This is a genomic window from Streptomyces sp. NPDC016469 (assembly GCF_040632905.1).
Classification (GTDB): Bacteria; Actinomycetota; Actinomycetes; order Streptomycetales; family Streptomycetaceae; genus Streptomyces.
On sequence record NZ_JBEYCQ010000009.1, the window covers coordinates 184356 to 211029 of the forward strand.

Genomic DNA, 26674 nt, shown 5'->3' on the forward strand with positions numbered 1-26674 from the left:
GCTACGCGCCGTCGCGGATCGCCGAGATCTTCCCGGTCGCCAGGTCGGATCGCACGGTCAGATAGGTGTACGTGGGGTCCTGGGGCGATCCCCAGGTGAGCCGGACCGTGGACCAGGTGTGGCCGGCGCCGCTGTGGCCCGGGGTGACCAGGTGGTCCACCGGGACGTCCTGGGCGAGGAGCACGCCGTCCGCGTGGTTCGCCGCCTCCCAGTCGGCGAGGCGGGCGCGGAACCCCGGGGTGAGGTAGAAGCCGCGCAGCGCGGAGGCGAGGTCCCCGCCGTCCTCGGCGGCCACCGCGTCGACGTACGCGCTGTAGAAGTCGTCCACCAGCCGGGATTCCTGGGTCGAGGTGTCGTCCCGGACCGTCGCCCCGGCGGACGCCTCGCGCGGGGCGGCCGTGGCGGCGGCGGGCACGGCGACGGCGGCGGCGAGGAGCGTGGAGGCGAGCAGTGTACGGCCGGCGGTGCGCCGGGCGGAGCGGGTGCGGGTCATGACGGTTCCTGCCTTTCGTGGTGATCTGTCCTGTCCGGCTCCATGGTGGGGCGCTCCGGTCCGCGCGGGCGCCGGGCCCGCCGGATGCAACCTCCGGATGGCCTCCCGCGTCGTACGCAGGTACAGGCGTATGCGCCCAGGTGTCGGGTAGAGGCGCGGATGTTCGATGAGGCGATGGGGCTGCTGTGATCAGAGGGACCGAAGGACACGCTTGGGGCGCGCGGCGCGGGCTCCGCCGGCATGCCGTGGTCCTGGCCCTGGCCACCGTCCTGGCACTGGTGACCGGCGGGGCGGTCGCGGGGAGCGCGGACGCCGCCTCGGTCTGCGCGGGGCGCCCGAAGAAGACGGTGCCGTTCGCGACGGGCGAGCTGCGCGTCTACAAGTCGCGTACCTACGCCTGCGTCACCGCCGTCGCCGCCGAACCCGGCAAGCGCCGCCCCATGTCCGTGACCATCCAGCCGCGCGGCGGCCTCCCCGTCACGGACAGCGGCCGCTACACCCAGCGGGCGGGCCCGGTGACCGTCCACGCGCTGAACCGGTGCGTGCGGGTCTCCGGCAAGGTCGACGGCAAGGGCGCCCGCACGGGCTGGATCCTGTGCTGACCGGGTGACGCCTCCCGGACGTCGGCAAGGAGGTCTGGCGGTACGTGTGTTGCCCCGCTAGGTTCACCGCGTCAGCTGTGAAGCAAGAGGCGTCTCCCGGGGCTCCGGTCGAGCGGCGGGGCGCCTCCCCAGGGGAGGACGCGCATGCGCAAGGCGCTCAGAGGAATCCTGTCGCTCGCGGTGCTCATCGGCACGGTGAGTGCGACGGGTGCCTCGGCCGGGGCGGCCACCGCCGCCGGACCGGCCTCGCTCCGCACCGCCGTGAGCGACAGCGGAACGAGCACGGACATCAAGGACCGCATCCTGGCCATCCCGGGCATGAGTCTCATCGAGGAGAAGCCCTACGCGGGCTACCGCTACTTCGTCCTCAGCTACACCCAGCCGGTCGACCACCGCCACCCGTCCAAGGGAACGTTCCAGCAGCGGATCACCCTGCTGCACAAGGACACCTCCCGCCCCACGGTCTTCTACACCGGCGGCTACAACGTCTCGACCAACCCCAGCCGCTCCGAGCCCACCCGGATCATCGACGGCAACCAGGTCTCGCTGGAGTACCGGTACTTCACCCCGTCGCGCCCCTCGCCCGCCGACTGGTCCAAGCTCGACATCTGGCAGGCGGCCAGCGACCAGCACCGCGTCTTCACTGCGCTCAAGCGGATCTACTCCCGGAACTGGCTGACCACCGGCGGCTCCAAGGGCGGCATGACCGCCACGTACTACGAGCGCTTCTACCCGAAGGACATGGACGGCGTCGTCGCCTATGTCGCCCCCAACGACGTGGTGAACAAGGAGGACTCGGCGTACGACCGGTTCTTCGCCCGCGTCGGCACCGAGGAGTGCCGCGACAAGCTCGGGGGCGTACAGCGCGAGGCACTGGTGCGCCGCGCGCCGCTGGAGGAGAAGTACGCCCGGTACGCCGCAGACAACGGCTACACCTTCGACACCGTCGGCTCGCTGGACAAGGCGTACGAGGCCGTCGTCATGGACTACGTGTGGGCGTTCTGGCAGTACAGCCTGCTCGCCGACTGCGACACCCTCCCGGCCGACGCGAAGAAGGCCACCGACCAGGAGATCTGGGACTCGGTCGACTCGATCTCCGGCTTCTCCGCCTACGCCGACCAGGGCCTGGCCAACTACACGCCGTACTACTACCAGGCGGGCACCCAGCTCGGTTCGCCCGACATCAAGCAGCCCTGGCTGGGCGAGCTGAGCCGCTACGGCTACCAGCCGCCGCGCAACTTCGTGCCGCGCTCCATCCCGATGAGGTTCCAGCCGTCCGTGATGCGCGACGTCGACACCTGGGTGAAGCACCACGCCACGCACATGCTGTACGTCTACGGCGAGAACGACCCGTGGGGCGCGGAGCGGTTCCGGCTCGGAGCCGGCGCCCGTGACAGCTACGTGTTCACCGTGCCCGGCGGGAACCACGGCTCGAACGTCGCCGGTCTGGTGCCCTCGGAGAACGCCACGGCCACGGCCGCGATCCTGCGCTGGGCGGGCGTCGCTCCGGCCGCCGTACAGCAGGACGAGTCCAAGGCGAAGCCGCTCGCGAAGTTCGACGCGCGGCTCGACAACAAGGACCTGACGACCGACCACCGCCTCGGCGTCCGGCGCCCGTGAGGTGAACCCGCCCCGGCAGCCGTGGTGACGCGGCCGCCGGGGCGGGACCCGGGTCAGTACGTCAGCCCGTACCCCACCGGGTACAGCACCTTCGACGGATCGTCCGCCCGCTGCACCGGCACCGGCAGCTTCCCCTCCGGCCGGACCCGGCCCGCGATCACCCGGGCCGCCGCGCGCAGTTCGGCATCGGTCCAGGAGTACGCGGCCAGGTGCGCCCTGTGCCCGGTCCCCGCCAGTTGCGCGATGTCGTACGGATTGCGGATGGCGATCGTGATCACCGGGACGCCCGTCGCGGCCAGCGCGGTGACCAGGGTGCGCTGCGAGCTGGTCGCCGAGACGTTGTACGTCCCCACGACCACCGCGTCCTTGCCCTGTGCCGCCGCCACTGCCGCGTCGATGGCCGCCTTGGCCGGCGCGGTCCCGGTGGACAGCGCGGTCGCGGCGAAGCCCAGCTCGTTGAACGCCCCGGCCAGCGTCGTCGTCGGCGGGCCCGTGGTGCCGGAGGGCGAGGCCGGGTCGGCCCCCACCACCAGCAGGTTCCGGTGCGAGCGGCGCGACAGCGGCAGCAGCCGGCCCTCGTTGGCCAGCAGGGTCGTCGTGCGCTCGGCGATCCGGTCGGCGGCGGCCAGGTGCGCCCGGGTGCCGACCGTACGGTCCACCCCGTGCCCGGAGACGAACGGCTGGTCGAAGAGCCCCAGCTTCGTCTTCAGGCGCAGGATGCGCAGGATCGATTCGTCGAGCCGGGCCTCGCTGACCTCACCGCTCTTCACGGCCGCCAGCAGCGCGTTCCACGAGACGTCCAGGCTCGGCGGGTTGAGCAGCTGGTCCACCCCGGCCCGGAGCGCGAGCACCGGCACCCGCTCGTCCCCGTACTTCGTGCGCACGCCCTGCATGCCGAGCGAGTCGGTGACCACGACCCCGTCGTAGCCCAGCTCCTCGCGCAGGATGCCGGTGAGGATCGGCTTCGAGAGGGTCGCCGGGTCCTCGGCCGGGTCGAGCGCGGGCACCACGATGTGCGCGGTCATGATCGAGTCGATGCCCGCCGCGATGGCCGCCCGGAACGGGGGCGCGTCCAGCTCCGCCCACTGCTCCCGGGTGTGGCCGATGACCGGCAGGCCCGTGTGGCTGTCGGTGCTCGTGTCGCCGTGGCCCGGGAAGTGCTTGGCCGTGGAGGCGATCCCGGCGCTCTGATACCCCTTCACCTGCGCGGCCACCATGCCCGCCACGGACTGCGGGTCCGAGCCGAAGGAGCGGACGCCGATGACCGGGTTGGCCGGGTTCACGTTGACGTCGGCGTCCGGCGCGTAATTCTGGTTGATGCCGATCGCCGCCAGCTCGGCGCCCGCGATCTGCCCGGCCCTGCGGGCGTCGGAGCGCGAGCCGCCCGCGCCCAGCGCCATCGCGCCCGGCATCAGCGTGGCCGGTTCGCCGACGCGGCAGACGATGCCGTGCTCCTGGTCGGTGGAGATGAGGAGCGGCAGGCCGGACGGGCCCGCGAGGCCCGCGCGCTGGATGCCGTTGGAGAGCTCCGCGATCTGGTGCGGGTCGCGGGTGTTGTGGGCCCAGGCGAAGTAGATGATCCCGCCGACGTGGTACTTGGCGATCATCTCAGCGGCCGTACGCACCCCGATCTCGGCGAGGTTGGCGTCGATGTCGGCCTGGTCGGGGTCGGTGGCGGAGTGCCCGTAGACCCGCATGACGAAGAGCTGGCCGACCTTCTCCTCCAGGCTCATCCGGGAGATGAGCCGCTTCAGCCGCCGGGTCGTGGCGGCGGAGGTGTGACTGCTGTGCGCGGAGCCCTGGGAGGCGAGGGCCCCGGGGGCGGTCGCCATGCCCGCTGCCGCCGCGACGGCGGTGGCGGCGGTGGCGGTGAGGAGGGTGCGTCTGGAGGTGCGGTGGTGCACGTGAGCTCCTTCGGCCGTTCTCGGTGACGAGGGGGTGAAAGAAACTTCCAAGGAGCACGGATATCCAGAAAATAACTTCCGGTCAAGGGTGCGGGCTGTTTTGAGCGCGTCCCGGACGCCCTCGCCCGCCGCAGCCCTCCCGCACCCGTCCGCCCCGCGGACCGCCGCCCGCCCGATACCGCTTACTGCTTGGGCGCGCCCAGCCGCAGCAGGTGCTCGCGCCCCGCGCCCAGCAGCCCCGGCAGCTCCGCCGCCCCCGGGTACCAGCGCTTCTCGTACTCCCAGCAGACCCAGCCGTCCGGGTCCAGCGTGTCCAGGCACGCCCGCAGCGGCAGCACCCCGGCCCCGAGGGCGAGCGGCGTGGTGTCGTCGGCCGACGCGATGTCCTTCACCTGTACGTAGCCGAGGTGCGGGGCCAGCACCGCGTGACTGGCCACCGGCTCCTCGCCCGCCAGCCAGGTGTGCATGACGTCCCACAGCGCACCGATGCTCTTGTGCCCCACCGTGCCGGCCACCCGGGCCACATCGGCCCCCGCCCGGTGCGAGTCATGGGTCTCCAGCAGGATGCGTACGCCCAGGTCGGCGGCGTACGGGGCGGCGGCGCCCAGTCGCCGCGCGGCGATCTCGTCGGCCTCCGACGGGTCCTGGTCACCGCCGCCGGGGAACACCCGGACGTACGGAGCGCCCAGGTCCCGGGCCAGCTCGGTCAGCGCGGCCAGCTCGTCCAGGACCGGCTGGTCGTATCCCTCGGCGGCGACCTTCGCGTACCCGGCCACGCCCAGGACCTCGACCCCGCCGCGCTCGAACTCGGCCACCACCGAAGCGCGTTCGGACTGCCCGAGGCCCAGGTGCACCGGCTCCTCGGGCTCGGCGCGCAGCTCCACCCCCTGGTAGCCGTTCTCGGCGGCCAGCCGGACGACGTCGGCGATGGGCAGCCCCGGCACCCCGAGGGTGGAGAAAGCGAGCTTCACGTGCGTGTTCCTTCCGTCGTTCCGTGCGGCCGCACCCTACGAGAGGCGGGCGCCCTGACACGTACCCCACCCCGTGCGGCTCACCCCCGGGGCGCCGCCGTCGAGCCGCGCACCATCAGCTCGGCCGGGATCAGCGCGATGCCGCCGGGCGGCGGGTCCTCCTTGCCCATGGCCAGCCGCCCCGCCCGCGCCCCCGCCTCCACGAGCGGCAGCCGCACGGTCGTCAGGGCCGGGACCACGTCCACCGAGAACGGCAGGTCGTCGAAGCCGGCCACCGAGATGTCCTCGGGGATGCGCAGTCCCCGGTCGCGGATCGCCGCCGCCGCACCGAGCGCCACGGTGTCGTTCGCGGCGACGACCGCCGTGATCTCCGGTTCGCGGCGCAGGAGTTCGACCGTGGCGTCGTAGCCGGAGCCCCGGTCGTACGAGCCGTGCACGGTCAGCCGGTCCTCGTCCCCGGCCGCCCCCGCCGCGCGCATCGCCTCCCGGTGACCGGCCAGGCGGTGGCGGGTGGTGGTCCGCTCCAGCGGGCCCGCGACATAACCGATCCGGCGGTGGCCCAGGGAGAGCAGGTGAGTGGTGAGGCGCCGGGCGCCGCCCTGGTTGTCGAAGGCGAGCGCGGCCACCACGGACGCCCCGTCCGGCAGCGGGGGCCGCCCGCACAGCACGACCCGGGTCCCCGCCTCCGCCAGCTTGGCGAGCTTCGCGGCCATCGCCGCCTGGTGCTCCGGGTCCTCCACCGCGCCCCCGGTGAGGACGACGGCGGCGGCGCGCTGGCGCTGGAGCAGGGTGAGGTAGGTCAGCTCGCGGGCGGGGGAGCCCCCGGTGTTGCAGACGACCGCCAGTTTCTCGCCACCCGCCCGCCCGGACCCGTCGCCGGGCCCGCCGATCTCGGTCTGCGCGGCGCCCGCCATGATCCCGAAGAAGGGGTCAGCTATGTCGTTGACGAGGACGCCGACCAGGTCGGAGGTGGCCGCCGCCAGGGCGCTGGCCTGCCCGTTCAGCACGTAGTCCAGGTCGTCCACCGCGCGCAGGACCCGTTCCCGGGTGGACGCCGCCACCGGGTAATTGCCGTTCAGTACACGGGAGACGGTGGCCGGGGACACCCGGGCGCGGGCCGCCACGTCCGCCAGGGTGACTGTCATCGCTTTCCTCCGTGGCCTGTGACCGATTGACGGGCCCCTCTTGTCCGGGCCGCTGTCGGCAGGCTAGCGTCATCCCGCATAGAAAGCGCTTGCTACGGCTGTACGGAGGGAACTTTCGTGACACGCAGGACAGTGCGCATCGCCATGAACGGCGTGACGGGACGCATGGGATACCGGCAGCACCTGGTGCGCTCGATCCTCGCGATCCGCGAGCAGGGCGGCCTCGACCTCGGCGACGGCGATGTGCTGTGGCCCGAACCGATCCTCGTCGGCCGCCGCGCCCACGCCCTGGAGGAGCTGGCCGCCCGCCACGGTCTGACCGAGTGGTCGACCGACCTGGACGCGGTCCTCGCGGACGACACCGTCGACATCTACTTCGACGCCCAGGTCACCCAGGCCCGGGTCGAGGCGATCAAGAAGGCCGTCGCCGCCGGCAAGCACATCTACACCGAGAAGCCCACCGCCACGGACGTCGAGGGCGCCCTCGACCTCGCCCGCCTGGCCCAGGAGGCCGGCATCAAGCACGGCGTCGTCCAGGACAAGATCTTCCTGCCGGGCCTGCTGAAGCTGAAGCGCCTCATCGACGGCGGCTTCTTCGGCGAGATCCTGTCCGTGCGCGGCGAGTTCGGCTACTGGGTCTTCGAGGGCGACTGGCAGGAGGCCCAGCGCCCGTCCTGGAACTACCGCGCCGAGGACGGCGGCGGCATCGTCGTGGACATGTTCCCGCACTGGGAGTACGTGCTGCACGAGCTGTTCGGCCGGGTCACCACGGTCCAGGCGCACGTCCAGACCCACATCCCGGAGCGCCGGGACGAGCGCGGCGAGCCGTACGCGGCGACCGCCGACGACGCCGCCTACGGCATCTTCCAGCTGGAGGGCGGCGCGGTCGCCCAGATCAACTCCTCCTGGGCGGTCCGGGTCAACCGCGACGAGCTGGTCGAGTTCCAGGTGGACGGCACCCACGGCTCCGCCGTCGCGGGCCTGCGCAACTGCCGGGTCCAGCACCGCTCGGCCACCCCGAAGCCGGTCTGGAACCCGGACCTGCCGGTCACCGAGTCCTTCCGCGACCAGTGGCAGGAGGTCCCGGACAACGCGGTCTTCGACAACGGCTTCAAGGCCCAGTGGGAGCTGTTCCTCCGCCACATCGTGCTGGACGAGCCCTACACCTGGGACCTCATGGCGGGCGCCCGTGGCGTACAGCTCGCGGAGCTGGGCCTGAAGTCCCACGCGGAGGGCCGCCGCCTGGACGTCCCGGAGCTGTCCCTGTGAGCCGCCGCCTCCCCCTCGGCCCCCTGGAGCCGTCGCCGTGACCATCCATCTCCCGCAGGGCCCGTACGAACCCCGGGCCACCCCGCTGGACCTCGCCCCCACGGGGGCGCCGCTCGCCTCCCGTACGGTCTTCTCCGCCGCGCACGTCGTGGCCGACCCGTACGCCGACGTCACGCCGGACTCCCCGGCCGCCGTCGACTGGGATGCCACCCTCGCCTTCCGCCGCCACCTCTGGTCGCACGGCCTGGGCGTGGCCGAGGCCATGGACACTGCGCAGCGCGGCATGGGCCTGGACTGGGCGGGCGCCGAGGAGCTGATCCGCCGCTCGGCCGCCGAGGCCAAGTCGGTCGGCGGCCGCATCGCCTGCGGTGTCGGCACGGACCAGCTGCCGCCGGGCCCGGCGACGCTCGCCGAGGTGCGTGCGGCGTACGAGGAACAGCTCGCCGTGGTCGAGGAGAGCGGCGCCCAGGCGATCCTGATGGCCTCCCGCGCGCTCGCCGCCGCGGCGAAGGGCCCCCAGGACTACCTGGAGACGTACGCCCATCTGCTGCGCCAGGCCACCGAACCGGTCGTCCTGCACTGGCTGGGCCCGATGTTCGACCCGGCGCTCGACGGCTACTGGGGCTCCACCGACCTGGACCGGGCCACCGACACCTTCCTCCAGGTCATCGCGGAGCACCCGGACAAGGTCGACGGCATCAAGATGTCCCTGCTCGACGCGGACCGCGAGATCGACGTCCGCCGCCGCCTGCCGGGCGGGGTCCGCTGCTACACCGGCGACGACTTCAACTACCCGGAGCTGATCGCGGGCGACGACCGGGGCTTCAGCCACGCGCTGCTCGGCATCTTCGACCCGCTGGGCCCGCTGGCCGCGCACGCGGTACGGGTGCTGGACACGGGTGACACAAAGGGCTTCCGCGAATTGCTCGACCCCACGGTCGAGTTGTCCCGGCACCTGTTCCAGGCACCGACGCGCTTCTACAAGACGGGCGTCGTCTTCCTGGCCTGGCTGGCCGGCCACCAGGACCACTTCACGATGGTGGGCGGCCTGCAGTCGGCCCGCTCGCTCCCGCACCTGGCGAAGGCGTACCGACTCGCGGACGAGCTGGGCCTGTTCCCGGACCCGGACCTCGCGGAGTCCCGGATGCGCGCGCTCCTCACGGTCAACGGAGGCACCCGATGAGCGACGGCCGTCTCTCCGTCAACCAGGAGACCATCAAGCAGTGGTCGCTGCCGGAGCTGGCCGAGGGCTGCGCGAAGGCGGGCATCGACAAGGTCGGCCTGTGGCGGGCCCCGGTGCAGTCGTACGGGGTCGAGGCGACCGCCCGCCTGCTCTCCGACCACGGCCTGACGGTCACCAGCCTGTGCCGGGGCGGCTTCCTCACCGCCACGGACCCGGCCGGGCGCGCCCGCGCCCTGGACGACAACCGCGCCGCGCTGGACGAGGCGGCGGGCGTGGGCACGGACACCCTGGTCCTCGTCTCGGGCGGCCTGCCGGAGGGCAGCAAGGACCTGTACGCGGCCCGCGAACGCATCGCGGACGCCCTGGCCGAGCTGGCCCCGTACGCCGCCGAACGCGGGGTGCGCCTGGCCATCGAGCCCCTGCACCCCATGTTCGCCTCGGACCGCTGCGTGGTCTCGACGCTCTCCCAGGCCCTGGACCTGGCCGAGCGCTTCCCGGCCGACCAGGTGGGCGTGGTCGTGGACACGTACCACCTCTGGTGGGACGACCAGGCCCCCGCCCAGATCGCACGGGCCGGCGCGTCCGGCCGCATCCACTCCTTCCAGCTCGCGGACTGGATCACCCCGCTCCCGGCGGGCGTCCTGCTGGGCCGGGGCCAACTCGGCGACGGCAGCGTCGACTTCCGCTTCTTCCGCGAGGCGGTGGAGACGGCGGGCTTCGACGGCCCGATCGAGGTGGAGATCTTCAACGAGGCGCTGTGGGCGAGGGACGGCGCGGAGGTCCTGGCGGAGGTGGCGGCCCGGTACGCGGAACACGCCTGCTGAGTGCGGTTCGCCCGGGGCCCGCCTGTGCGGTGCGGGTCCCGGGGCGGGCGCTGCGGCTCAGGCGTCTGAGCCCGCCAGGTGCTCATACGCCTCGCGGGCGCCCTCCACCTCCGGCAGATGCGCGGCGGCCCAGGCGCAGCAGGCCGCCATGGGGGCGAGCACCGAGCGGCCGAGCGGGGTGAGCGCGTAGTCGACGCGGGGCGGGATGCCGTCGCCGACGGTACGGGTGACCAGGCCGTCCCGTTCCATGGAGCGGAGGGTCTCGGTGAGGACCTTCGGGGTGATGCCGCGCAGGGGGACCGCGAGTTCGGAGAAGCGCCGGGGGCCCTCCTCCAGGCACCGGACGATCTTCGCGGTCCACTTGCCGCCCAGGCGGAACGGCGATTCGGTGTGGTCGCAGGCGGTGAACATGTCGGCATCAAGGGGTTGGCTCACGCCGTCGAGCGTACGTAACTATCGTTGCGGAAACCATGGGGCGCCGGTCTAGCGTCGCGGCAACGGCCCACGGACGACGCGGGCCCTGGCGAGGGGACAACCCATGGGCAGGATCGTCGTGTTCGGAGCCGGTGGACGCGCGGGGCGGCGGGCGGTCGGGGAGGCCGTGGAGCGGGGGCACCGGGTGACGGCCGTGGTGCGGGACCCCGCCGCGTATCCGGGGCTCGGCGGACCCGGGGTGGACGTGGTCCCAGGGGACGTGACCGACGCGGAGAGTGTGGCGGCGGTGGCGGAGGGGCACGACGCGGCGATCGGGGCGGCGGCGCCGAGGGACATGCCGTCCGCCGAGTTCTTCGTGAGCGCGGCCCACGCGCTGCTGGGCGGGCTGGAGCGGGCGGGCGTGCCCCGGCTGGTGCTCGTCGGAATCGGTACGACATTGGAGGCGGCGCCGGGCGTGATGCTCCACGACACCCCCGGATTCCCGGCGGACGCCCGGACCTTCTCGCTCGGCCACGCGGCGGAACTGGACGTACTGCGCGCCGCCGAAACAACCGTCGACTGGCTGGTGCTCGCCCCGCCGGCGGTCTTCCTGGACGACGAGGCCGACCGCACCGGCCGCTACCGGACGGGCGGCAACGCACTGTTGCCGGACGCCGACTTCCTCTCCTACGCGGACCTGGCGGTCGCCCTCGTCGACGAGATCGAGACCCCGAAGCACAGCCGCTCATTGACCGCGGTGGCCTCCTGACCGCCGCCAGGTCAGGTGTAGTGGTATCGGGCCTGCACGACGACGAGTTCCGACTCGGTTGCTCTGTAGACCAAGCGGTGTTCGTCATCGATGCGCCTCGACCAGTAGCCGCTCGGATCGCCACGCAGAGGTTCGGGTTTCCCGATGCCGTCGAAGGGATCGCGCAGCGCGTCGGTGATGAGCCGGTTGATGCGACGCGTCATACGCCGGTCGCTCCCCGACCAGAAGGTGTAGTCGTCCCAACCGCGCGTGGTGAACGCGAGTTTCACGCGCGGCCCTCGCCGTCGTCGTCCGGCACGTCCGCCAGTTCGTGGTACTCCGTCCCGCCCGCCTCGGCTTCCGCGATGGAGTCGAGCAGTCGACGCGCGTTGGCGGGGGTGCGCAGCAGGTAGATCGTCTCCTGCCACGAGGTGAAGTCCTGCTCGGACATGAGGACCGCGTTGCCCTTGCGCGAGGTGATGTGCACGGGGGCATGGTCCTCGTTGACCTGCTCGATCAGCGGGAAAAGGTGCTTCCGGGCTTCGCTTGCCGTTATCGACATCTCGGACCTCTCCCACTGCGACCGACTGGTACTGCTTATGGTACCAGTCGGTCCCTTCTCGTGCTGATGCTCGCGCTGTCGCACCCGCCCGATACCGTCGCCCCATGGCCACCACCGCGTCCCACACCCCCAACCTGGCCGTCCTCGAAGGCGTGCTCGAACGCATCACGTACGCGAACGAGGAGAACGGGTACACCGTCGCCCGCGTCGACACCGGGCGGGGGAGCAACGACCTGCTCACCGTCGTCGGGGCGTTGCTCGGGGCGCAGCCCGGGGAGTCCTTGCGGATGGAGGGGCGTTGGGGGTCCCACTCGCAGTACGGCAAGCAGTTCCACGTGGAGAACTACCGGACCGTCCTCCCCGCCACCATCCAGGGCATCCGGCGCTACCTGGGTTCCGGGCTGATCAAGGGCATCGGGCCGGTCATGGCGGACCGGATCACCACCCACTTCGGGGTCGACACGCTCGACATCATCGAGCGGGAGCCGAAGCGGCTCGTCGAGGTCCCCGGGCTCGGCCCGAAGCGCACGAAGATGATCGCCGCCGCGTGGGAGGAGCAGAAGGCGATCAAGGAGGTCATGGTCTTCCTCCAGGGCGTCGGCGTCTCGACGTCCATCGCCGTGCGGATCTACAAGAAGTACGAGGACGCCTCGATCTCCGTCGTGAAGAACCAGCCCTACCGGCTGGCCGCCGACGTCTGGGGCATCGGCTTCCTGACCGCCGACAAGATCGCCCAGGCCGTCGGCATCCCGCACGACAGCCCGGAACGGGTCAAGGCCGGGCTGCAGTACGCGCTGTCGCAGTCCACCGACCAGGGGCACTGCTTCCTGCCCGAGGAGCGGCTGATCGCGGACGCGGTCAAGCTGCTCCAGGTGGACACCGGGCTCGTCATCGAGTGCCTGGCCGAACTGGCCGAGGAGCCGGAGGGGGTCGTACGGGAGAAGGTGCCGTCGCCCGAGGGCGGCGAGCCGGTCACGGCGGTGTATCTGGTGCCGTTCCACCGGGCCGAGATCTCGCTCGCCGCGCAGGTACGGCGGCTGCTGCGGACGCCGGAGGAGCGGATGCCGGCCTTCGCGGACGTGGACTGGGAGAAGGCGCTGAAGTGGCTCGGGGGCCGGACCGGCGCCACGCTGGCCCCCGAGCAGGAGGCCGCCGTGCGGCTCGCGCTCACCCGCAAGGTCGCCGTGCTCACCGGCGGCCCCGGCTGCGGCAAGTCCTTCACCGTCCGGTCCATCGTGGAGCTGGCCCGGGCCAAGAAGGCGAAGGTGGTGCTGGCCGCGCCGACCGGGCGGGCCGCCAAGCGGCTGTCCGAGCTGACCGGGGCCGAAGCCTCCACCGTGCACCGCCTCCTCGAACTGAAGCCCGGCGGCGACGCGGCGTACGACAAGGACCGCCCGCTCGACGCCGATCTGGTCGTCGTGGACGAGGCGTCGATGCTCGATCTCCTGCTCGCCAACAAGCTCGTGAAGGCGGTGGCACCGGGTGCCCACCTGCTGCTCGTCGGCGATGTGGACCAACTGCCGTCGGTGGGGGCGGGGGAGGTGCTGCGGGACCTCCTCGCCGAGGGCGGCCCCGTGCCCGCGGTCCGGCTGACCACGATTTTCCGCCAGGCCCAGCAGTCGGGCGTCGTCACCAACGCGCACCGCATCAATTCCGGCGTACCGCCGCTCACTCAAGGGCTCAGTGACTTCTTCCTCTTCGTGGAGGACGAGACGGAGGATGCCGGGGTGCTCGCGGTGGACGTCGCGTCCCGCCGTATTCCGGCCAAGTTCGGGCTGAACCCGCGCCGGGACGTCCAGGTGCTCGCCCCCATGCACCGGGGCCCGGCAGGGGCAGGACATCTCAACGGTCTGCTCCAGCAGGCGATCACCCCGGGCCGGCCGGACGTGCCCGAGAAGCGGTTCGGCGGCCGGGTGTTCCGGGTGGGGGACAAGGTCACCCAGATCCGCAACAACTACGACAAGGGCGAGAACGGTGTCTTCAACGGCACGGTCGGCGTCGTCACCGGCCTCGACCTGGACGAACAGCGGCTGACGGTCCTCACCGACGAGGACGAGGAGATCGGCTACGACTTCGACGAGCTGGACGAGCTCGCCCACGCGTACGCCATGACGATCCACCGCTCCCAGGGCAGCGAGTACCCGGCCGTGGTCATCCCCGTAACGAAGAGTGCCTGGATGATGCTCCAGCGCAACCTGCTCTACACCGCCGTGACCAGAGCCAAGAAGCTCGTCGTCCTGGTCGGCTCGCGGCAGGCGATCGGCCAGGCGGTCCGCACGGTTTCCGCAGGCAGACGCTGTACGGCGCTGGATCACCGGCTCCGCGGAGGCGGCGACGGAGGATCGTCGGTAAAAATGATCGATCAAATCGGTGGGAAACATCACGGAGGTCTTCCGGAACCGCAGTCAAGGGGGCAGGATGGCTAAGTTCGCGGCACTCAGTGCCGCGAGTAGGTCCAATGGACGACCCCGAGTGCACTCTCCTGAGCCAAATGGGGGAGGGTGGAGACAGTCAGGGAACCTCGAAGAAGAGGCACTACGTCGGTGAGGGATGACGTGAGCGAGCACACCAACAACGCTGTGGTACTGCGGTACGGCGATGGCGAGTACACCTACCCGGTGATCGACAGCACCGTCGGCGACAAGGGCTTCGACATCGGGAAGCTCCGGGCGAACACCGGCCTGGTGACGCTGGACAGCGGATACGGCAACACCGCTGCCTATAAATCGGCCATCACCTACCTCGACGGCGAGCAGGGCATCCTGCGCTACCGCGGCTACCCGATCGAGCAGCTCGCGGAGCGTTCGACCTTCCTCGAGGTCGCGTACACGCTGATCAACGGTGAGCTTCCCAAGGTCGACGAGCTGTCGACCTTCAAGAACGAGATCACCCAGCACACGCTGCTGCACGAGGACGTCAAGCGGTTCTTCGACGGCTTCCCCCGCGACGCCCACCCGATGGCCATGCTGTCCTCGGTCGTCAGCGCGCTGTCCACGTTCTACCAGGACAGCCACAACCCGTTCGACGAGGAGCAGCGCCACCTCTCGACCATCCGGCTGCTCGCCAAGCTCCCGACCATCGCCGCGTACGCGTACAAGAAGTCGATCGGTCACCCGTTCGTCTACCCGCGCAACGACCTGGGCTACGTCGAGAACTTCCTGCGCATGACCTTCTCGGTCCCCGCCCAGGAGTACGAGCTGGACCCGGTCGTCGTCTCGGCGCTCGACAAGCTGCTCATCCTGCACGCGGACCACGAGCAGAACTGCTCGACCTCCACCGTCCGCCTGGTCGGCTCCTCGCAGGCGAACATGTTCGCCTCGATCTCCGCCGGCATCTCGGCGCTCTGGGGCCCCCTGCACGGCGGCGCCAACCAGTCCGTCCTGGAGATGCTGGAAGGCATCCAGGCCAACGGCGGCGACGTCGACTCCTTCATCCGCAAGGTGAAGAACAAGGAGGACGGCGTCCGCCTGATGGGCTTCGGCCACCGGGTGTACAAGTCCTTCGACCCGCGCGCCAAGATCATCAAGGCCGCCGCGCACGACGTGCTGTCCGCCCTCGGCAAGTCCGACGAGCTGCTGGACATCGCGCTCAAGCTGGAGGAGCACGCGCTCTCCGACGAGTACTTCGTCTCGCGCAACCTCTACCCGAACGTGGACTTCTACACGGGCCTCATCTACCGCGCGATGGGCTTCCCGACCGAGATGTTCACCGTGCTCTTCGCGCTCGGCCGGCTCCCCGGCTGGATCGCCCAGTGGCACGAGATGATCAAGGAGCCGGGTTCCCGCATCGGCCGCCCGCGCCAGATCTACACCGGCGAGGTCCTGCGCGACTTCGTCCCGGTCGAGGGCCGCTGAACGCCTTCCTCCGCATCACCCGGCCCTGACTGACGCCGGATCCCCGCGCCCCCGTCTGCCGCGCCCTCGCCCCGAGCGACGCGGCGGGCGGGGGCGTGTGGTGTTCCGGGGGGGGTGCGTGGGGTGTACGCCGGGCGCGCGCGCCGGTCCGGGAGCGCTCCCGCGCAAGAGAGAAGCGCCTCGCCATCGATCCCCCCACGGGCCGACGGCGAGGCGCTTCCCATGTCCCGGAGCGGATTCCCCCCACGGGATCCGGCCGGGCGTTCAGTGGGAGCCGTAGCTCCTGGGCTGTGCCTCGGTACTGCTTGTCCTGCTCACTGCGCTGTGGTCTGCCGGGGTACGTACCGACGGGAGGGCCGCTCAAAGCTCCCCGGTGTACGTGCCCCGGCCCACTCTTGCCCGGAGCATCCCCCAAGATGCTCCGCAGGACGTCCCCCAAGACATCCTTGGCATCGCACTCTAAGACTTACGAACCCATCGAATGGTTACCCTGAAACCGATGTGATCTGGATCTCATTGTGGAAATTACGTGAAGGACCGCAGGCGCAGGCTGTTCGTCACGACGAAGACCGATGAGAAGGCCATCGCCGCTCCGGCAATCATAGGGTTGAGCAGCCCAAATGCCGCAAGGGGTAGGGCGGCCACGTTGTAACCGAATGCCCAGAAGAGGTTGCCCCTGATGGTGGTGAGGGTGCGCCGGGAGAGGCGGATGGCGTCTGCTGTCACCTTGAGATCTCCACGAACCAGCGTCAGGTCGCTCGCCTCGATCGCGGCGTCCGTGCCGGTTCCCATCGCCAGACCCAGGTCCGCGGTGGCCAGCGCGGCGGCGTCGTTGACCCCGTCGCCCACCATGGCGACCACCCGCCCCTGAGCCTGCAGACCCCGGATGACGTGCGCCTTCTCCTCCGGCAGCACCTCGGCGCGGACCTCCTCGATCCCGGCCTCGCGGGCCACGGACTCCGCCACGGCGCGGTTGTCGCCGGTCAGCAGGATCGGCGTGAGGCCGAGCTCACGGAGCGCGGCGACGGCCTCCGCGCTGGTGTCCTTGATCGCGTCGGCGACCTCCAGGACCGCGCGCGTCTCGCCGTCCCAGGCGACCGCGACGGCCGTACGCCCTTGAGCGGCGGCGTCCGTGACGGCGGCGGCCAGGGCGTCGGGGAGGGGCATTCCGGCCTCGGTGAGCAGCCTGGGGCGCCCGACGAGGACGGTGTGGCCGTCGACCACGCCCCGGACGCCGAGTCCGGGGACGTTGGTGAAGCCCTCGGCGGCGGGGAGGGGGGCGCCGGTGCGTTCGGCGGCTCCGGTGGCGACCGCTTGGGCGATGGGGTGTTCGGAGGCGTGTTCGAGGGCTCCGGCGAGGCGGAGGGCGTCGTTTTCGGTGGTTCCGGGGGTGGTGTGGACGGCCCGGAGGGTCATCCGGCCCGTGGTGACGGTGCCCGTCTTGTCCAGGACGATCGTGTCGACCCGGCGGGTGGACTCCAGGACCTCGGGGCCCTTGATCAGGATGCCGAGCTGGGCGCCGCGCCCGGTGCCGACCATGAGCGCGGTGGGCGTGGCGAGGCCGAGTGCGCACGGGCAGGCGATGATCAGGACCGCCACCGCCGCCGTGAACGCGGCCGTCACGTCGTCGGTGGCCAGCAGCCATCCGATGAGGGTGGCGAGGGCGAGCAGCAGGACGACCGGGACGAACACCGCCGAGATCCGGTCCGCGAGCCGCTGCACCTCGGCCTTGCCGTTCTGCGCGTCCTCGACCAGCTTCGCCATCCGGGCCAGCTGGGTGTCCGCGCCGACACGGGTCGCCTCCACGACGAGGCGGCCGCTCGCGTTGAGCGTCGCGCCGGTCACCGGGTCGCCGACGCCCACGTCCACGGGGACGGACTCGCCGGTGAGCATGGACGCGTCGACGGCCGAGGTGCCCTCGACCACGGTGCCGTCCGTGGCGATCTTCTCGCCGGGGCGGACGGTGAACCGGTCGCCCACGACGAGCCGGCCGACGGGCACGCGGACCTCGGTGCCGTCGCGCAGGACCGTCACGTCCTTGGCGCCGAGGTGCATCAGGGCCCGCAGCGCGGACCCGGCCCTCCGCTTGGACTTCGCTTCCAGGTAGCGGCCCAGCAGGATGAAGGTGACGACGCCCGCCGCGACCTCCAGGTAGATGGTGGTCGAGGCGTCGGCCCGGGAGGCCGTCAGGTCGAAGCCGTGCCGCATGCCGGGCATCCCTGCGTCCCCGAGGAACAGCGCCCACAGCGACCAGCCGAAGGCGGCGAGGGTCCCGACGGACACGAGGGTGTCCATGGTCGCCGCGCCGTGCCTCAGGTTGGTCCAGGCGGCCCGGTGGAAGGGCAGCCCGCCCCAGACCACGACGGGCGCGGCGAGGGTGAGCGACAGCCACTGCCAGGAGTCGAACTGGAGGGCGGGGATCATCGCCAGGGCGACCACGGGGGCGGCGAGCAGGGCGGAGACGACGAGCCGCTGCCGGAGGGCGGTGAGAGCGGAGTCGGGGGCGTCGCCCGGGTGGGGCGGGGCTTCCGGTTCGGGTTCCGGTTGCGGTCGGGTCGGGCGCGGCCGTTCCGGTTCCGGGCGGGAGGGCCCGGCGGGCTGCGGGGCTTCGGCGGTGGCGGGCTCGGCAGGTTGCGTGGCCTGCGTGGCCTCTGAGCCGGCCGTGGGCTCGGGGGCCTGCGGGGCAGGCCCGGGCACCGGTTTCGCCGTGTAGCCGGTCCTCTCCACCGTAGCGACGAGGTCCGTTACGGAGACGGCGGCGCCGTCATAGCTGACGCGGGCCTTCTCCGTGGCGTAGTTCACGCTGGCCGTGACGCCGTCCATCCGGTTGAGCTTCTTCTCGACGCGGGCCGCGCACGAGGCGCAGGTCATCCCGCCGATCATGAACTCGGCCCGGGAAGGCTCCGCAGCCGGGGCGCCGGCCTCCGTCGCGCTGTGGGTGTCCGATGCGCTGTGCATGTCCGAGCTCCTGGAACGCCGACCGGGCCGTACCCCACCAGTATCTGCTGGTCGGGCCGGCCCGGCGGCGAAGGGGTGGTGCGAGTGGTGCGGGACGTGATGGCTCCCGGGGCGGTCAGGCGCGGCCGGTGAGCTCGTAACCGGCCTCGTCGACGGCGGCGCGTACGGCCTCGTCGTCCAGCGGGCCCTGCGAGACCACCGTCACCTGCCCGGTGGACGCCACGGCCTTCACGGAGGTGACACCCTCGATGGCGGAGACCTCCTCGGAGACGGCGCCCTCGCAGTGGCCGCAGGTCATGCCGGTCACCTGGTAGACGGTGGTCACGCCGGACTGCCCGGCGTCCGCGCCCGCGCCGTCGTGGCAGGAACCGCTGGGCGAGCAGCAGGAGCCGGTCGCCTGGGGCAGCTGGGTCTCGGCGGTCATCGTGTTCTCCTCTTCGACGGGCACACAGGGGTGGAGGGACGCACACCGGTGCGCCTCCACGGTCCCCACTTTATACCCCTAGGGGGTATGACGCGAGTGAGGCCCGTGTGCCGTGTCGCCGGGAATCATGGGTTCGAGGTACCGGTGGAGAACCGTCTTCAGCTCCCGGATGTACGCCTCCCGCTCGTCGCCCTCGTGCTCCATGATCACGTCCAGGCCGGACTTGAAGATGTTGAAGATCATCGTGGCGATTCGGGCGACCTCGGCGGGCTGCTTGTCCGCCAGGTATCCGGCGAGGATCGTCTCGACGCGGCTGAGCATCGTGACGTGCACGGCGTCGTGCTCCTTGGCGGGCATGCCGGGGATCTCGGGCCCGTGCATCAGGACCGTGAAGGCGGGGTTCGCGCAGTTGAACTCGATCAGCGGGTCAAGGGTGGCGTCGAGCATCCGGTCGAGGGGGAGTTCCAGGTGGTCGGCCAGGAAGGCGGCCCCGTAGGTCTCCCGCCAGCGGGTCAGGAGATGGTCGCCGAGCTCGACCGCGATGGCCTCCTTGTTCGGGAAGAACTGGTAGAGCGTGCCGGGGGAGACCCCGGCCTCACGCGCGATCGCGTTGGTGCTCGCCGCGGTGTAGCCGGTCGTGCAGAACACGTTGGCGGCGGCCTTGAGCAACTGCGCGATACGGGCCTCGCCCCGGGCCTGCCGCCTGCGCGGCCGGGCGGGGGCGGCGGCCCTGTCGGTGGACCCGGCGTCTTCGGCGGCCCCGGCGCCCGCCGCTCTGGACTGCGACACGGTGAATCCCCAGCTTTCGTGCGCGGTTGACAAACACGAGTGGTCGCTCGCATTCTTGAGAAACGCGAGCGATGACTCGTGTTTGCCAGTGTAGGTGGCAATGACTGATCCATGCTGCCCTGTGCGGCTGCCTCGTGCTGCCGCCCCGCGCGCCCGGATCCGGGGGAAAAGGGGACATCGCACCATGCCCGAAGTCAACGGCCCGCAGCGCCTGGGAGGCTGGACGCGCTTCGTCACCGCGCGTCCCCGCCTCTCGCTGCTGGCGGCTCTGCTGATCACCGCGCTCGCCGTCCTCGCGGGCAGCGGGGTCGCCGACCGGATGGGCAGCGGTGGCTGGGAGGCCCCGGACGCCGAGTCGACCTATGCCACGCAGGCGCTGGAACGCGAGTTCCCCGCCTCCCAGCCGAACCTGCTGCTGCTCGTCGACAGCGGCGGCGCCTCCGTCGACGAGCCGGCCGTGGCCGCCGAGGCGGCGCGCCTGGCGAAGCGGCTGGCCGGGGAGGCGGATGTTGTGGGCGTCCGCTCCTACTGGCAGGACAAGGCCCCGGCGCTGCGCGCGGAGAACGGCAAGGTGGCGCTGATCGCCGCCCGCATCGAAGGCGACGACAAGGCATCGGGCGAGGTGCTGGACCGGATTGCCCCGGCCTACCGGGGCGAGCACGGACCGGTGCGCGTCTCGGTCGGCGGTCCGGTCGCCGTGCGGCACGAGATGCAGACGATCATCCAGGAGGACCTGCTGAGGGCCGAGATGATCGCCCTGCCGGTGACACTGGTGCTGCTCGTCATGGTCTTCGGAAGCGCGATCGCCGCCCTGCTGCCCCTGGGGGTGGGCATCGTCGCCATCCTGGGGACCAACGCGGTGCTGCGCGGGATCACCGAGTTCACCGACGTCTCCGTCTTCGCTCAGAACCTCACCACCGCACTCGGGCTCGGACTCGCCATCGACTACGCCCTGTTCATCGTGCGCCGGTTCCGCGAGGAGCTGGCGGCCGGCGCCCCGACCCGCACGGCCATCGGGACGACGCTGCGCACGGCGGGCCGGACCGTGCTGTTCTCCGCGCTGACCGTCGCGGTGTCGCTCGCCGCGATGCTGGTCTTCCCGCAGTACTTCCTGCGCTCCTTCGCCTACGCGGGGATCGCCGTGGTGCTCCTCGCCGCCGCGTCCGCGCTGATCCTCCTGCCGGCCGCGCTCATGCTCCTCGGCCCCCGGATCAACTCCTTGGACCTCCGGAAGCTGCTGCGGCGGGGGCGCGCGCAGCCGCAGGGGGAGGCCGGCGCGGGCTGGGCCCGGTTCACCTCTCTGGTGATGCGCAGGGCGCCGGTGTTCGCGGTGGTCACGAGCGTCGGGCTCGTACTCCTCGGACTGCCCTTCCTGGGCGTGAAGTTCGGTACGGCGGACGACCGGCAGCTGCCCGCCTCCGCCGAATCCCGCGTGGTGCAGCAGCACCTGCGGGACGGCTTCCCCGGCAGCCCCGGCGGGAGCCTCGACATCCTGGCCGAGGGCGAGGCGACCCCCGCCCAGTACGCCGAGTACCGCGGCCGGCTCACCGCGCTTCCCGGAGTCCTCCGCGTCGACGGCCCGGTCACGGAGGGGCGGACCGCCTACTTCAGCGTGCTGGGCAAGGGCGAGCCGGTGGGGGAGGAGGCCCAGCGGCTGGTGAAGGAGGTGCGCGCCGAGTCCGCCCCGTTCGACACCTCGGTGACGGGGGCGGCCGCGGTCCTGGTGGACTCCAAGTCCGCCATCGGCGACCGGCTGCCGTGGGCACTGGGCATCATCGCCGTGGTGACGCTGCTGCTGGTGTTCCTGCTGACCGGAAGCGTCCTGATACCCGTCCAGGCCGTCGTGCTCAACGCCCTGAGTCTGACCGCGATGTTCGGGGCCGTCGTCTGGGTCTTCCAGGACGGCCACCTGTCCGGGCCGCTCGCCTTCACCAGCACGGGGGACATAGAGACGACGCTGCCGGTGCTCATGTTCTGCGTCGCCTTCGGACTCTCCATGGACTACGGCGTGTTCCTGCTCTCCCGGATCAAGGAGGAGTACGACCGCACCGGCGACCACGAGCAGGCGGTCTCCTTCGGACTGCGGCGTACCGGCGGGCTGATCACCGCGGCGGCCGTGATCCTGGCGGTCGTGATGGTCGCCATCGGCACCTCGCGGGTGACCAACACCAAGATGCTCGGCCTCGGCATCGCGCTCGCCGTGCTGATGGACGCGATGGTGGTCCGCAGCCTGCTCGTTCCGACGGTGATGAAGCTGATGGGCCGGGCGAGCTGGTGGGCGCCGGCACCGCTGCGGAGGTTCCACCGGCGGTTCGGCCTGAGCGAGGGTGACGCGGGGCGGCCGGAGGCGGCCGAGTCCATACCGGAGCGGGTGCCCAGCAGGGCGTGAGCCGGACGGGGGCGTCCGGGCGGGGGCGGCGGGACCGCCCCCGCAGCCCTTACGCCGCGCCGTCGACCGCGCCGTCGACCGGGACGTCCCCGCGCCAGAGCGCGGCCCAGGTGTCCGCGTCGACCAGGCCGGTGCCGAGCAGGGGCGGGTGGTCGGCCTGGAAGCGCCGGACGGCGTCCAGGGTCCGCAGGCCGAACGTCCCGTCCACCGCGTCCCACGGCAGGTAGCGCCGGTTGGCCAGCATGCACTGCACCTGGAAGGCGCGGTCGCCCTGGTCGCCGAAGACGGTCAGCCCGTCCCCGTCGTAGAAGGCGCACACCGGGCTGGAGCCGGCCGGGGGCACGTTCTGAGCGTCGGCGTCGGCGGCGGCCCCCGGGGCCACGGCCACGGCGGCGGCCAGCGTGACGGCGGCCAGGAGCCCGGTGGCCAGGGCCGAGGTGCCGGCGGATCGGCGCGGGGACAAGCGGGCGCGGGACATGGAGGTCGCTCCTCGGTGAGTGCGGGGGGCGGGCCCGGGGGCCCGGTCTCACCGAGGACAACAGCCCGCACCGGCCTCACGTCACTGCCGGCGGCCGTCGAACCCCACGAGGGGTGAGTGGCGCTATGCCGCCGACATGCGCCCAGGTCCGGCCCCAGGAGCCCGGTCCGTGGTGCAATCCGGGAGACGGATCGGTCCCCAGAATTAGTCAGTACGTCCGTACAAATGATTGACGATGAACCAAGCGGAGATGATCCAGGTACAGGTGCCCAGCCGAAGGGATGTTGCATGCCTGAGCAGCCGTACGACGTCATCACCATGGGGCGGATCGGGGTGGACCTCTACCCCCTGCGGACGGGAGTGCCGCTGGCCCGGGTCGACACCTTCGGGAAGTTCCTCGGCGGCTCCCCGTCCAACGTGGCCGTCGCCGCCGCCCGCCTCGGCCGGCGCACCGCCGTGGTCACCCGGACCGGCGCGGACCCCTTCGGCGACTATCTGCGCGAGCAGCTCCGGGAGTTCGGGGTCGACGACCGGTGGGTGACGCCCGTCGCCGCCTACCCGACCCCGGTCACCTTCTGCGAGGTCTTCCCGCCCGACGACTTCCCCCTGTACTTCTACCGGCAGCCCAAGGCCCCCGACCTGGAGATTCACGCCTCCGAACTGGACCTCGAAGCGGTCCGGGCCGCCCGGGTGTTCTGGATGACCGGCACCGGCCTGTGCGCCGAGCCGAGCCGTACGGCGACACTCGCCGCGCTCCGCGCCCGCGACCGCTCCGGCATTACCGTCTTCGACCTCGACTGGCGCCCGATGTTCTGGCCGTCCGACGAGGGGAACGGCTCCTCCGGGCCGAACCCGTCCGCCCGTTACCGCGAGGCCCTGGCGTACGCGACGGTCGCCGTCGGCAACCTCGCCGAGTGCGAGATCGCCACCGGCGAGCGCGAACCGTACGCGGCGGCCCGCGCCCTCATCGCGGCCGGCGTCGAGCTGGCGGTCGTCAAGCAGGGCCCCGCGGGCGTCCTCGCCGTCCACCGGGACGGGACCGTCGCCGATGTGCCGCCGCTCCCCGTCGACGTGGTCAACGGCCTCGGCGCGGGCGACGCGTTCGGCGGCGCCCTCTGCCACGGGCTGCTCGGCGGCTGGGACATCGCGCACACCATGCGTTACGCCAACGCCGCGGGCGCCATCGTCGCCGCCCGGCTCGCCTGCTCCTCCGCCATGCCGTTCCCGCACGAGGTCGAGGCAGCCCTTACGACCGCACCCCGCGAAAGGGCATGAGCATGCGAGACGAACCGGCGTACCACCTCCCGGCGGGCAGCACCGCGCACGGCCCCTACGCCCTCGACATCGGCCCGGACCAGGCCGGCTGGGAGCGGTCCGGCCTCCGGGTGCTGGAGCTGGAACCGGGAGGAGTTCACACACTTGTCACCGGGGAGAGCGAGTGGATCGTACTGCCGTTGACCGGCAGCTGTACGGTGCACACCTCAGATGAGATCTTTGAACTGCTGGGCCGTAGGGGCGTGTTCAGCGGCGTTTCCGACTTCGCCTATGTACCGCGCGACGCCCACGCACAGATCGCCTCCGGCGCAGGCGGCCGCTTCGCCCTGGCAGGAGCGAAGTGCGAGCGACGACTCCCCGCTCGCTACGGCCCCGCGCCGGAGGTACGCGTGGAACTGCGCGGCGCCGGCGACTGCTCCCGCCAGGTCCACAACTTCGCCGCCGCCGACGCCTTCGACTGCGACCGGCTCATCGCCGTGGAAGTCCTCACGCCCGGCGGCAACTGGTCCTCCTACCCGCCGCACAAACACGACGAGCACCACCCCGGCGAGGAATCCGTCCTGGAGGAGATCTACTACTTCGAGGTCGAGGACGGCGGCCTCGGCTACCACCGGGTCTTCCCCTCCCGCCCCGGCGGTACGGACGTGCTGGCCGAGGTCCGCAGCGGCGACGCGGTCCTCATCCCGGACGGCTGGCACGGCCCGTCCATCGCCCAGCCCGGCCGCACCCTGTACTACCTCAACGTCATGGCGGGCCCCGGCGAGAAGCGGGAGTGGCTCATCCGCGACCACCCCGACCACCGATGGGTGCGGGACACCTGGCCGTCCCAGCCGGTCGACCCCCGGCTGCCGCTCCACGGACCGGAGGACCACGCATGACAGCCACGCCCGGGACCCCCGGCACCCGCCGCCTCACCACCGCCCAGGCGCTCGTCGCCTTCCTCGCGAACCAGTACGCCGAACGCGACGGCGAGCGCCACCGGCTGATCGCCGCCACCTGGGGCATCTTCGGCCACGGCAACGTCGCGGGCATCGGCCAGGCGCTCCTGGAGACCGGTCCCGCCATGCCGTACCTCCAGGGCCGCAACGAACAGGCCATGGTCCACGCGGCCGTCGGCTACGCCCGCCAGTCGGGCCGGCTGTCCGCCCAGGCCGTCACCACGTCCATCGGCCCCGGCGCCACCAACCTCGTCACCGGCGCCGCCCTCGCCACCGTCAACCACCTCCCCGTCCTGCTGCTGCCCGGCGACACCTTCGCGACCCGCCCCGCCGACCCCGTACTCCAGCAGCTGGAGGTGACGTACGCGGGCGACGTCTCCGTCAACGACTGCCTCCGCCCGGTCTCCCGCTACTTCGACCGGATCACCCGCCCCGAGGCCCTGATCCCGGCCGCGCTGCACGCCATGCGGGTCCTCGCCGACCCGGCGGAGACCGGCGCGGTCACCCTCGCGCTGCCTCAGGACGTCCAGGCCGAGGCGTACGACTGGCCGGCGGAGTTCTTCGCGGACCGCGTCTGGCACGTACGCCGCCCCGCCCCCGACCCGTACGAGCTCGACCGTGCGGTACGGGCCGTGCGCGCCGCACGCCGCCCCCTGGTCGTCGCGGGCGGCGGGGTCCACCACAGCGCCGCCGAGGACGCCCTCGCCGCGTTCGCCGCCGCCACCGGCATCCCCGTCGCCGCCACCCAGGCGGGCAAGGGCTCGCTGCGCCACGACCACCCCGCTGACGTCGGCGGCATCGGCCACACCGGGACCGCCACCGCCGACGACCTCGCCCGCACCGCCGACCTCGTCATCGGCATCGGCACCCGGTACACCGACTTCACCACCGCGTCCGCGACCCTCTTCGAGAACCCCGGCGTCCGCTTCCTCAACGTCAACCTCACCGGCTTCGACGCCCACAAGCTCGCCGCGCTCCCCCTCGTCGCCGACGCCCGCACCGCCCTCGACGCCCTCACCGCAGCTCTGGCCGGACACCGTACGGACCCCGCGTACGTGGCCGAGTACACCGAGGCCAAGGCCCGTTGGGAGCGGCGCGTCGACGCCGCGTACGCCACGCCCGACCCGCACGCCCGCCCCACCCAGACCCAGGTCCTCGGTCTCCTGGACGAGCTGGTCACCGACGAGGACATCCTCGTCAACGCGGCGGGTTCGCTCCCCGGCGACCTGCACAAGCTCTGGCGGACCCGCTCCCCGCGCCAGTACCACGTGGAGTACGGCTACTCCTGCATGGGTTACGAGATCCCGGCCGCGATCGGCGTCCGGATGGCGGCCCCGGACCGTCCCGTCTGGGCACTCGTCGGCGACGGCACCTACCTCATGAACCCCACCGAGATCGTCACCGCCGTCCAGGAGAACCTGCCGGTCAAGCTGGTCGTCCTCCAGAACCACGGCTACGCCTCGATCGGCGGCCTCTCCGAGGCGACCGGCGGCGAACGCTTCGGCACGGACTACCGCCACCGCGCCGCCGACACCCGCTTCACCGGCCCCCCGCTCCCCGTCGACCTCGCCGCCAACGCCGCCTCGCTCGGCATGCGGGTGCTGCGCGCCGGGACGGTGGGCGAGCTGCGCGCGGCCCTCGCCGAGGCCCGTGCGGCGGACCGGCCCGTCTGCGTGCACGTGGAGACCGAAACACCCGGCGCCGGACAGGGGCCCCCGGAGGCGCAGGCGTGGTGGGATGTTCCCGTGGCCGGGACGGCCACCCGCCCCGCGGCGGTCGAAGCACGGAAAGAGTACGAACGACACAGCGCCGGCCGACGCCGCCACCTCTGAAG

General features: G+C 72.0%; 23 protein-coding genes. 12 read left to right on the top strand and 11 right to left on the bottom strand.

The features are described 5' to 3' along the window. Nucleotide 1: 1 nt before the first annotated feature. Nucleotides 2-493 carry a hypothetical protein gene (locus tag ABZ565_RS13085; protein WP_361024555.1) on the bottom strand — a complete coding sequence of 164 codons (492 nt, stop codon included), beginning with the start codon at nucleotides 491-493 and terminating at the stop codon, nucleotides 2-4. Between the two features lie 185 nt (nucleotides 494-678). Here ABZ565_RS13085 and ABZ565_RS13090 point away from each other — a divergent pair, with 185 nt between their 5' ends. Further along, a complete protein-coding gene (locus ABZ565_RS13090) occupies nucleotides 679-1095 on the top strand; it encodes a hypothetical protein (protein ID WP_361024558.1) in 417 nt (138 codons plus the stop codon). Nucleotides 1096-1239: 144 nt separating this feature from the next. Then, the gene (locus ABZ565_RS13095; RefSeq protein ID WP_361024561.1) at nucleotides 1240-2715 is read left to right on the top strand and encodes a S28 family serine protease; all 1476 of its coding nucleotides are present in this window, start codon (nucleotides 1240-1242) and stop codon (nucleotides 2713-2715) included. Between the two features lie 53 nt (nucleotides 2716-2768). Here ABZ565_RS13095 and ABZ565_RS13100 read toward each other — a convergent pair whose 3' ends face one another. The 3 genes from ABZ565_RS13100 to ABZ565_RS13110 form a co-directional block, all read right to left on the bottom strand. Further along, nucleotides 2769-4619 (bottom strand): glycoside hydrolase family 3 protein, encoded by a 1851-nt coding sequence (locus tag ABZ565_RS13100; RefSeq protein WP_361024564.1) that lies wholly within the window; start codon nucleotides 4617-4619, stop codon nucleotides 2769-2771. A 182-nt stretch (nucleotides 4620-4801) separates the two neighbouring features. Further along, nucleotides 4802-5590, bottom strand: a complete 789-nt coding sequence (locus ABZ565_RS13105; protein WP_361024567.1) for a sugar phosphate isomerase/epimerase family protein — start codon at nucleotides 5588-5590, stop codon at nucleotides 4802-4804. A gap of 80 nt (nucleotides 5591-5670) precedes the next feature. Then, nucleotides 5671-6735: a LacI family DNA-binding transcriptional regulator gene (locus ABZ565_RS13110; protein WP_361024570.1), complete on the bottom strand. Its 1065-nt coding sequence runs from the start codon at nucleotides 6733-6735 to the stop codon at nucleotides 5671-5673. Between the two features lie 117 nt (nucleotides 6736-6852). On the opposite strand from ABZ565_RS13110, the gene ABZ565_RS13115 reads away from it, so the two are divergent. Genes ABZ565_RS13115 through ABZ565_RS13125 form a run of 3 tightly spaced genes read left to right on the top strand, consistent with a single transcriptional unit; the run spans nucleotide 6853 to nucleotide 10011 of the window. Then, a complete protein-coding gene (locus ABZ565_RS13115) occupies nucleotides 6853-8004 on the top strand; it encodes a Gfo/Idh/MocA family oxidoreductase (RefSeq protein WP_361024573.1) in 1152 nt (383 codons plus the stop codon). A 37-nt stretch (nucleotides 8005-8041) separates the two neighbouring features. Beyond that, nucleotides 8042-9187, top strand: coding sequence for a dihydrodipicolinate synthase family protein (locus ABZ565_RS13120; RefSeq protein ID WP_361024575.1), 1146 nt, complete (start codon nucleotides 8042-8044; stop codon nucleotides 9185-9187). Further along, nucleotides 9184-10011 (top strand): sugar phosphate isomerase/epimerase family protein, encoded by an 828-nt coding sequence (locus tag ABZ565_RS13125; RefSeq protein WP_361024578.1) that lies wholly within the window; start codon nucleotides 9184-9186, stop codon nucleotides 10009-10011. The genes ABZ565_RS13120 and ABZ565_RS13125 overlap by 4 nt, the downstream gene beginning before the upstream one ends. Before the next feature lie 57 nt (nucleotides 10012-10068). On the opposite strand, the gene ABZ565_RS13130 is transcribed toward ABZ565_RS13125, so the two are convergent. Beyond that, nucleotides 10069-10422 (bottom strand): helix-turn-helix domain-containing protein, encoded by a 354-nt coding sequence (locus tag ABZ565_RS13130; RefSeq protein ID WP_361024768.1) that lies wholly within the window; start codon nucleotides 10420-10422, stop codon nucleotides 10069-10071. Nucleotides 10423-10549: 127 nt separating this feature from the next. Between ABZ565_RS13130 and ABZ565_RS13135 the strand changes: the two genes are divergently transcribed. Then, complete coding sequence (locus ABZ565_RS13135) at nucleotides 10550-11194, top strand: NAD(P)H-binding protein (RefSeq protein WP_361024581.1); 645 nt, start codon at nucleotides 10550-10552, stop codon at nucleotides 11192-11194. An 11-nt stretch (nucleotides 11195-11205) separates the two neighbouring features. Here the strand turns inward: ABZ565_RS13135 and ABZ565_RS13140 are convergent, their stop codons facing one another. Beyond that, nucleotides 11206-11463: a Txe/YoeB family addiction module toxin gene (locus ABZ565_RS13140; protein WP_361024584.1), complete on the bottom strand. Its 258-nt coding sequence runs from the start codon at nucleotides 11461-11463 to the stop codon at nucleotides 11206-11208. Then, entirely contained in the window at nucleotides 11460-11735 is a 276-nt protein-coding gene (locus ABZ565_RS13145) for a type II toxin-antitoxin system prevent-host-death family antitoxin (protein ID WP_361024587.1), read from the bottom strand. The genes ABZ565_RS13140 and ABZ565_RS13145 overlap by 4 nt, the downstream gene beginning before the upstream one ends. A gap of 104 nt (nucleotides 11736-11839) precedes the next feature. On the opposite strand from ABZ565_RS13145, the gene ABZ565_RS13150 reads away from it, so the two are divergent. Together ABZ565_RS13150 and ABZ565_RS13155 are read left to right on the top strand one after the other, a co-directional pair. Beyond that, complete coding sequence (locus ABZ565_RS13150) at nucleotides 11840-14161, top strand: ATP-dependent RecD-like DNA helicase (RefSeq protein WP_361024591.1); 2322 nt, start codon at nucleotides 11840-11842, stop codon at nucleotides 14159-14161. Nucleotides 14162-14290: 129 nt separating this feature from the next. Next, nucleotides 14291-15589 carry a citrate synthase gene (locus ABZ565_RS13155; RefSeq protein ID WP_018518088.1) on the top strand — a complete coding sequence of 433 codons (1299 nt, stop codon included), beginning with the start codon at nucleotides 14291-14293 and terminating at the stop codon, nucleotides 15587-15589. Nucleotides 15590-16114: 525 nt separating this feature from the next. Here ABZ565_RS13155 and ABZ565_RS13160 read toward each other — a convergent pair. The 3 genes from ABZ565_RS13160 to ABZ565_RS13170 all read right to left on the bottom strand — a co-directional run bounded on the left by ABZ565_RS13160 (nucleotide 16115) and on the right by ABZ565_RS13170 (nucleotide 19760). Further along, nucleotides 16115-18547, bottom strand: a complete 2433-nt coding sequence (locus ABZ565_RS13160; RefSeq protein WP_361024594.1) for a heavy metal translocating P-type ATPase — start codon at nucleotides 18545-18547, stop codon at nucleotides 16115-16117. A gap of 115 nt (nucleotides 18548-18662) precedes the next feature. Next, a complete protein-coding gene (locus ABZ565_RS13165; protein ID WP_073965131.1) occupies nucleotides 18663-18971 on the bottom strand; it encodes a heavy-metal-associated domain-containing protein in 309 nt (102 codons plus the stop codon). Nucleotides 18972-19049: 78 nt separating this feature from the next. After that, nucleotides 19050-19760: a TetR/AcrR family transcriptional regulator gene (locus ABZ565_RS13170; protein ID WP_361024599.1), complete on the bottom strand. Its 711-nt coding sequence runs from the start codon at nucleotides 19758-19760 to the stop codon at nucleotides 19050-19052. Nucleotides 19761-19944: 184 nt separating this feature from the next. Here ABZ565_RS13170 and ABZ565_RS13175 point away from each other — a divergent pair, with 184 nt between their 5' ends. Next, nucleotides 19945-22149 (top strand): MMPL family transporter, encoded by a 2205-nt coding sequence (locus tag ABZ565_RS13175; RefSeq protein ID WP_361024602.1) that lies wholly within the window; start codon nucleotides 19945-19947, stop codon nucleotides 22147-22149. Nucleotides 22150-22198: 49 nt separating this feature from the next. Here ABZ565_RS13175 and ABZ565_RS13180 read toward each other — a convergent pair whose 3' ends face one another. Beyond that, nucleotides 22199-22627, bottom strand: coding sequence for a peptidoglycan-binding domain-containing protein (locus ABZ565_RS13180; RefSeq protein WP_361024605.1), 429 nt, complete (start codon nucleotides 22625-22627; stop codon nucleotides 22199-22201). Between the two features lie 288 nt (nucleotides 22628-22915). Between ABZ565_RS13180 and iolC the strand changes: the two genes are divergently transcribed. The 3 genes from iolC to iolD are packed head-to-tail and all read left to right on the top strand — an operon-like array spanning nucleotide 22916 to nucleotide 26672. Further along, nucleotides 22916-23902, top strand: a complete 987-nt coding sequence (iolC, locus tag ABZ565_RS13185) for a 5-dehydro-2-deoxygluconokinase (protein WP_361024608.1) — start codon at nucleotides 22916-22918, stop codon at nucleotides 23900-23902. Continuing rightward, nucleotides 23899-24780, top strand: coding sequence for a 5-deoxy-glucuronate isomerase (gene iolB / locus ABZ565_RS13190; protein ID WP_361024611.1), 882 nt, complete (start codon nucleotides 23899-23901; stop codon nucleotides 24778-24780). The genes iolC and iolB overlap by 4 nt, the downstream gene beginning before the upstream one ends. Further along, a complete protein-coding gene (iolD, locus tag ABZ565_RS13195; RefSeq protein ID WP_361024614.1) occupies nucleotides 24777-26672 on the top strand; it encodes a 3D-(3,5/4)-trihydroxycyclohexane-1,2-dione acylhydrolase (decyclizing) in 1896 nt (631 codons plus the stop codon). The genes iolB and iolD overlap by 4 nt, the downstream gene beginning before the upstream one ends. The last annotated feature ends 2 nt before the right edge of the window (nucleotides 26673-26674 follow it).

Excerpts from the sequence above, each read along its gene's own strand:
- ABZ565_RS13085 (WP_361024555.1), bottom strand. The coding sequence starts at position 493 with ATGACCCGCACCCGCTCCGCCCGGCGCACCGCCGGCCGTACACTGCTC.
- ABZ565_RS13180 (WP_361024605.1), bottom strand. The coding sequence starts at position 22,627 with ATGTCCCGCGCCCGCTTGTCCCCGCGCCGATCCGCCGGCACCTCGGCC.
- ABZ565_RS13130 (WP_361024768.1), bottom strand. The coding sequence starts at position 10,422 with ATGTTCACCGCCTGCGACCACACCGAATCGCCGTTCCGCCTGGGCGGC.
- iolC (WP_361024608.1), top strand. The coding sequence starts at position 22,916 with ATGCCTGAGCAGCCGTACGACGTCATCACCATGGGGCGGATCGGGGTG.
- ABZ565_RS13145 (WP_361024587.1), bottom strand. The coding sequence starts at position 11,735 with ATGTCGATAACGGCAAGCGAAGCCCGGAAGCACCTTTTCCCGCTGATC.
- ABZ565_RS13150 (WP_361024591.1), top strand. The coding sequence starts at position 11,840 with ATGGCCACCACCGCGTCCCACACCCCCAACCTGGCCGTCCTCGAAGGC.
- ABZ565_RS13095 (WP_361024561.1), top strand. The coding sequence starts at position 1,240 with ATGCGCAAGGCGCTCAGAGGAATCCTGTCGCTCGCGGTGCTCATCGGC.
- iolD (WP_361024614.1), top strand. The coding sequence starts at position 24,777 with ATGACAGCCACGCCCGGGACCCCCGGCACCCGCCGCCTCACCACCGCC.
- ABZ565_RS13175 (WP_361024602.1), top strand. The coding sequence starts at position 19,945 with ATGCCCGAAGTCAACGGCCCGCAGCGCCTGGGAGGCTGGACGCGCTTC.
- ABZ565_RS13165 (WP_073965131.1), bottom strand. The coding sequence starts at position 18,971 with ATGACCGCCGAGACCCAGCTGCCCCAGGCGACCGGCTCCTGCTGCTCG.
- ABZ565_RS13125 (WP_361024578.1), top strand. The coding sequence starts at position 9,184 with ATGAGCGACGGCCGTCTCTCCGTCAACCAGGAGACCATCAAGCAGTGG.
- ABZ565_RS13110 (WP_361024570.1), bottom strand. The coding sequence starts at position 6,735 with ATGACAGTCACCCTGGCGGACGTGGCGGCCCGCGCCCGGGTGTCCCCG.
- ABZ565_RS13160 (WP_361024594.1), bottom strand. The coding sequence starts at position 18,547 with ATGCACAGCGCATCGGACACCCACAGCGCGACGGAGGCCGGCGCCCCG.
- iolB (WP_361024611.1), top strand. The coding sequence starts at position 23,899 with ATGAGCATGCGAGACGAACCGGCGTACCACCTCCCGGCGGGCAGCACC.
- ABZ565_RS13135 (WP_361024581.1), top strand. The coding sequence starts at position 10,550 with ATGGGCAGGATCGTCGTGTTCGGAGCCGGTGGACGCGCGGGGCGGCGG.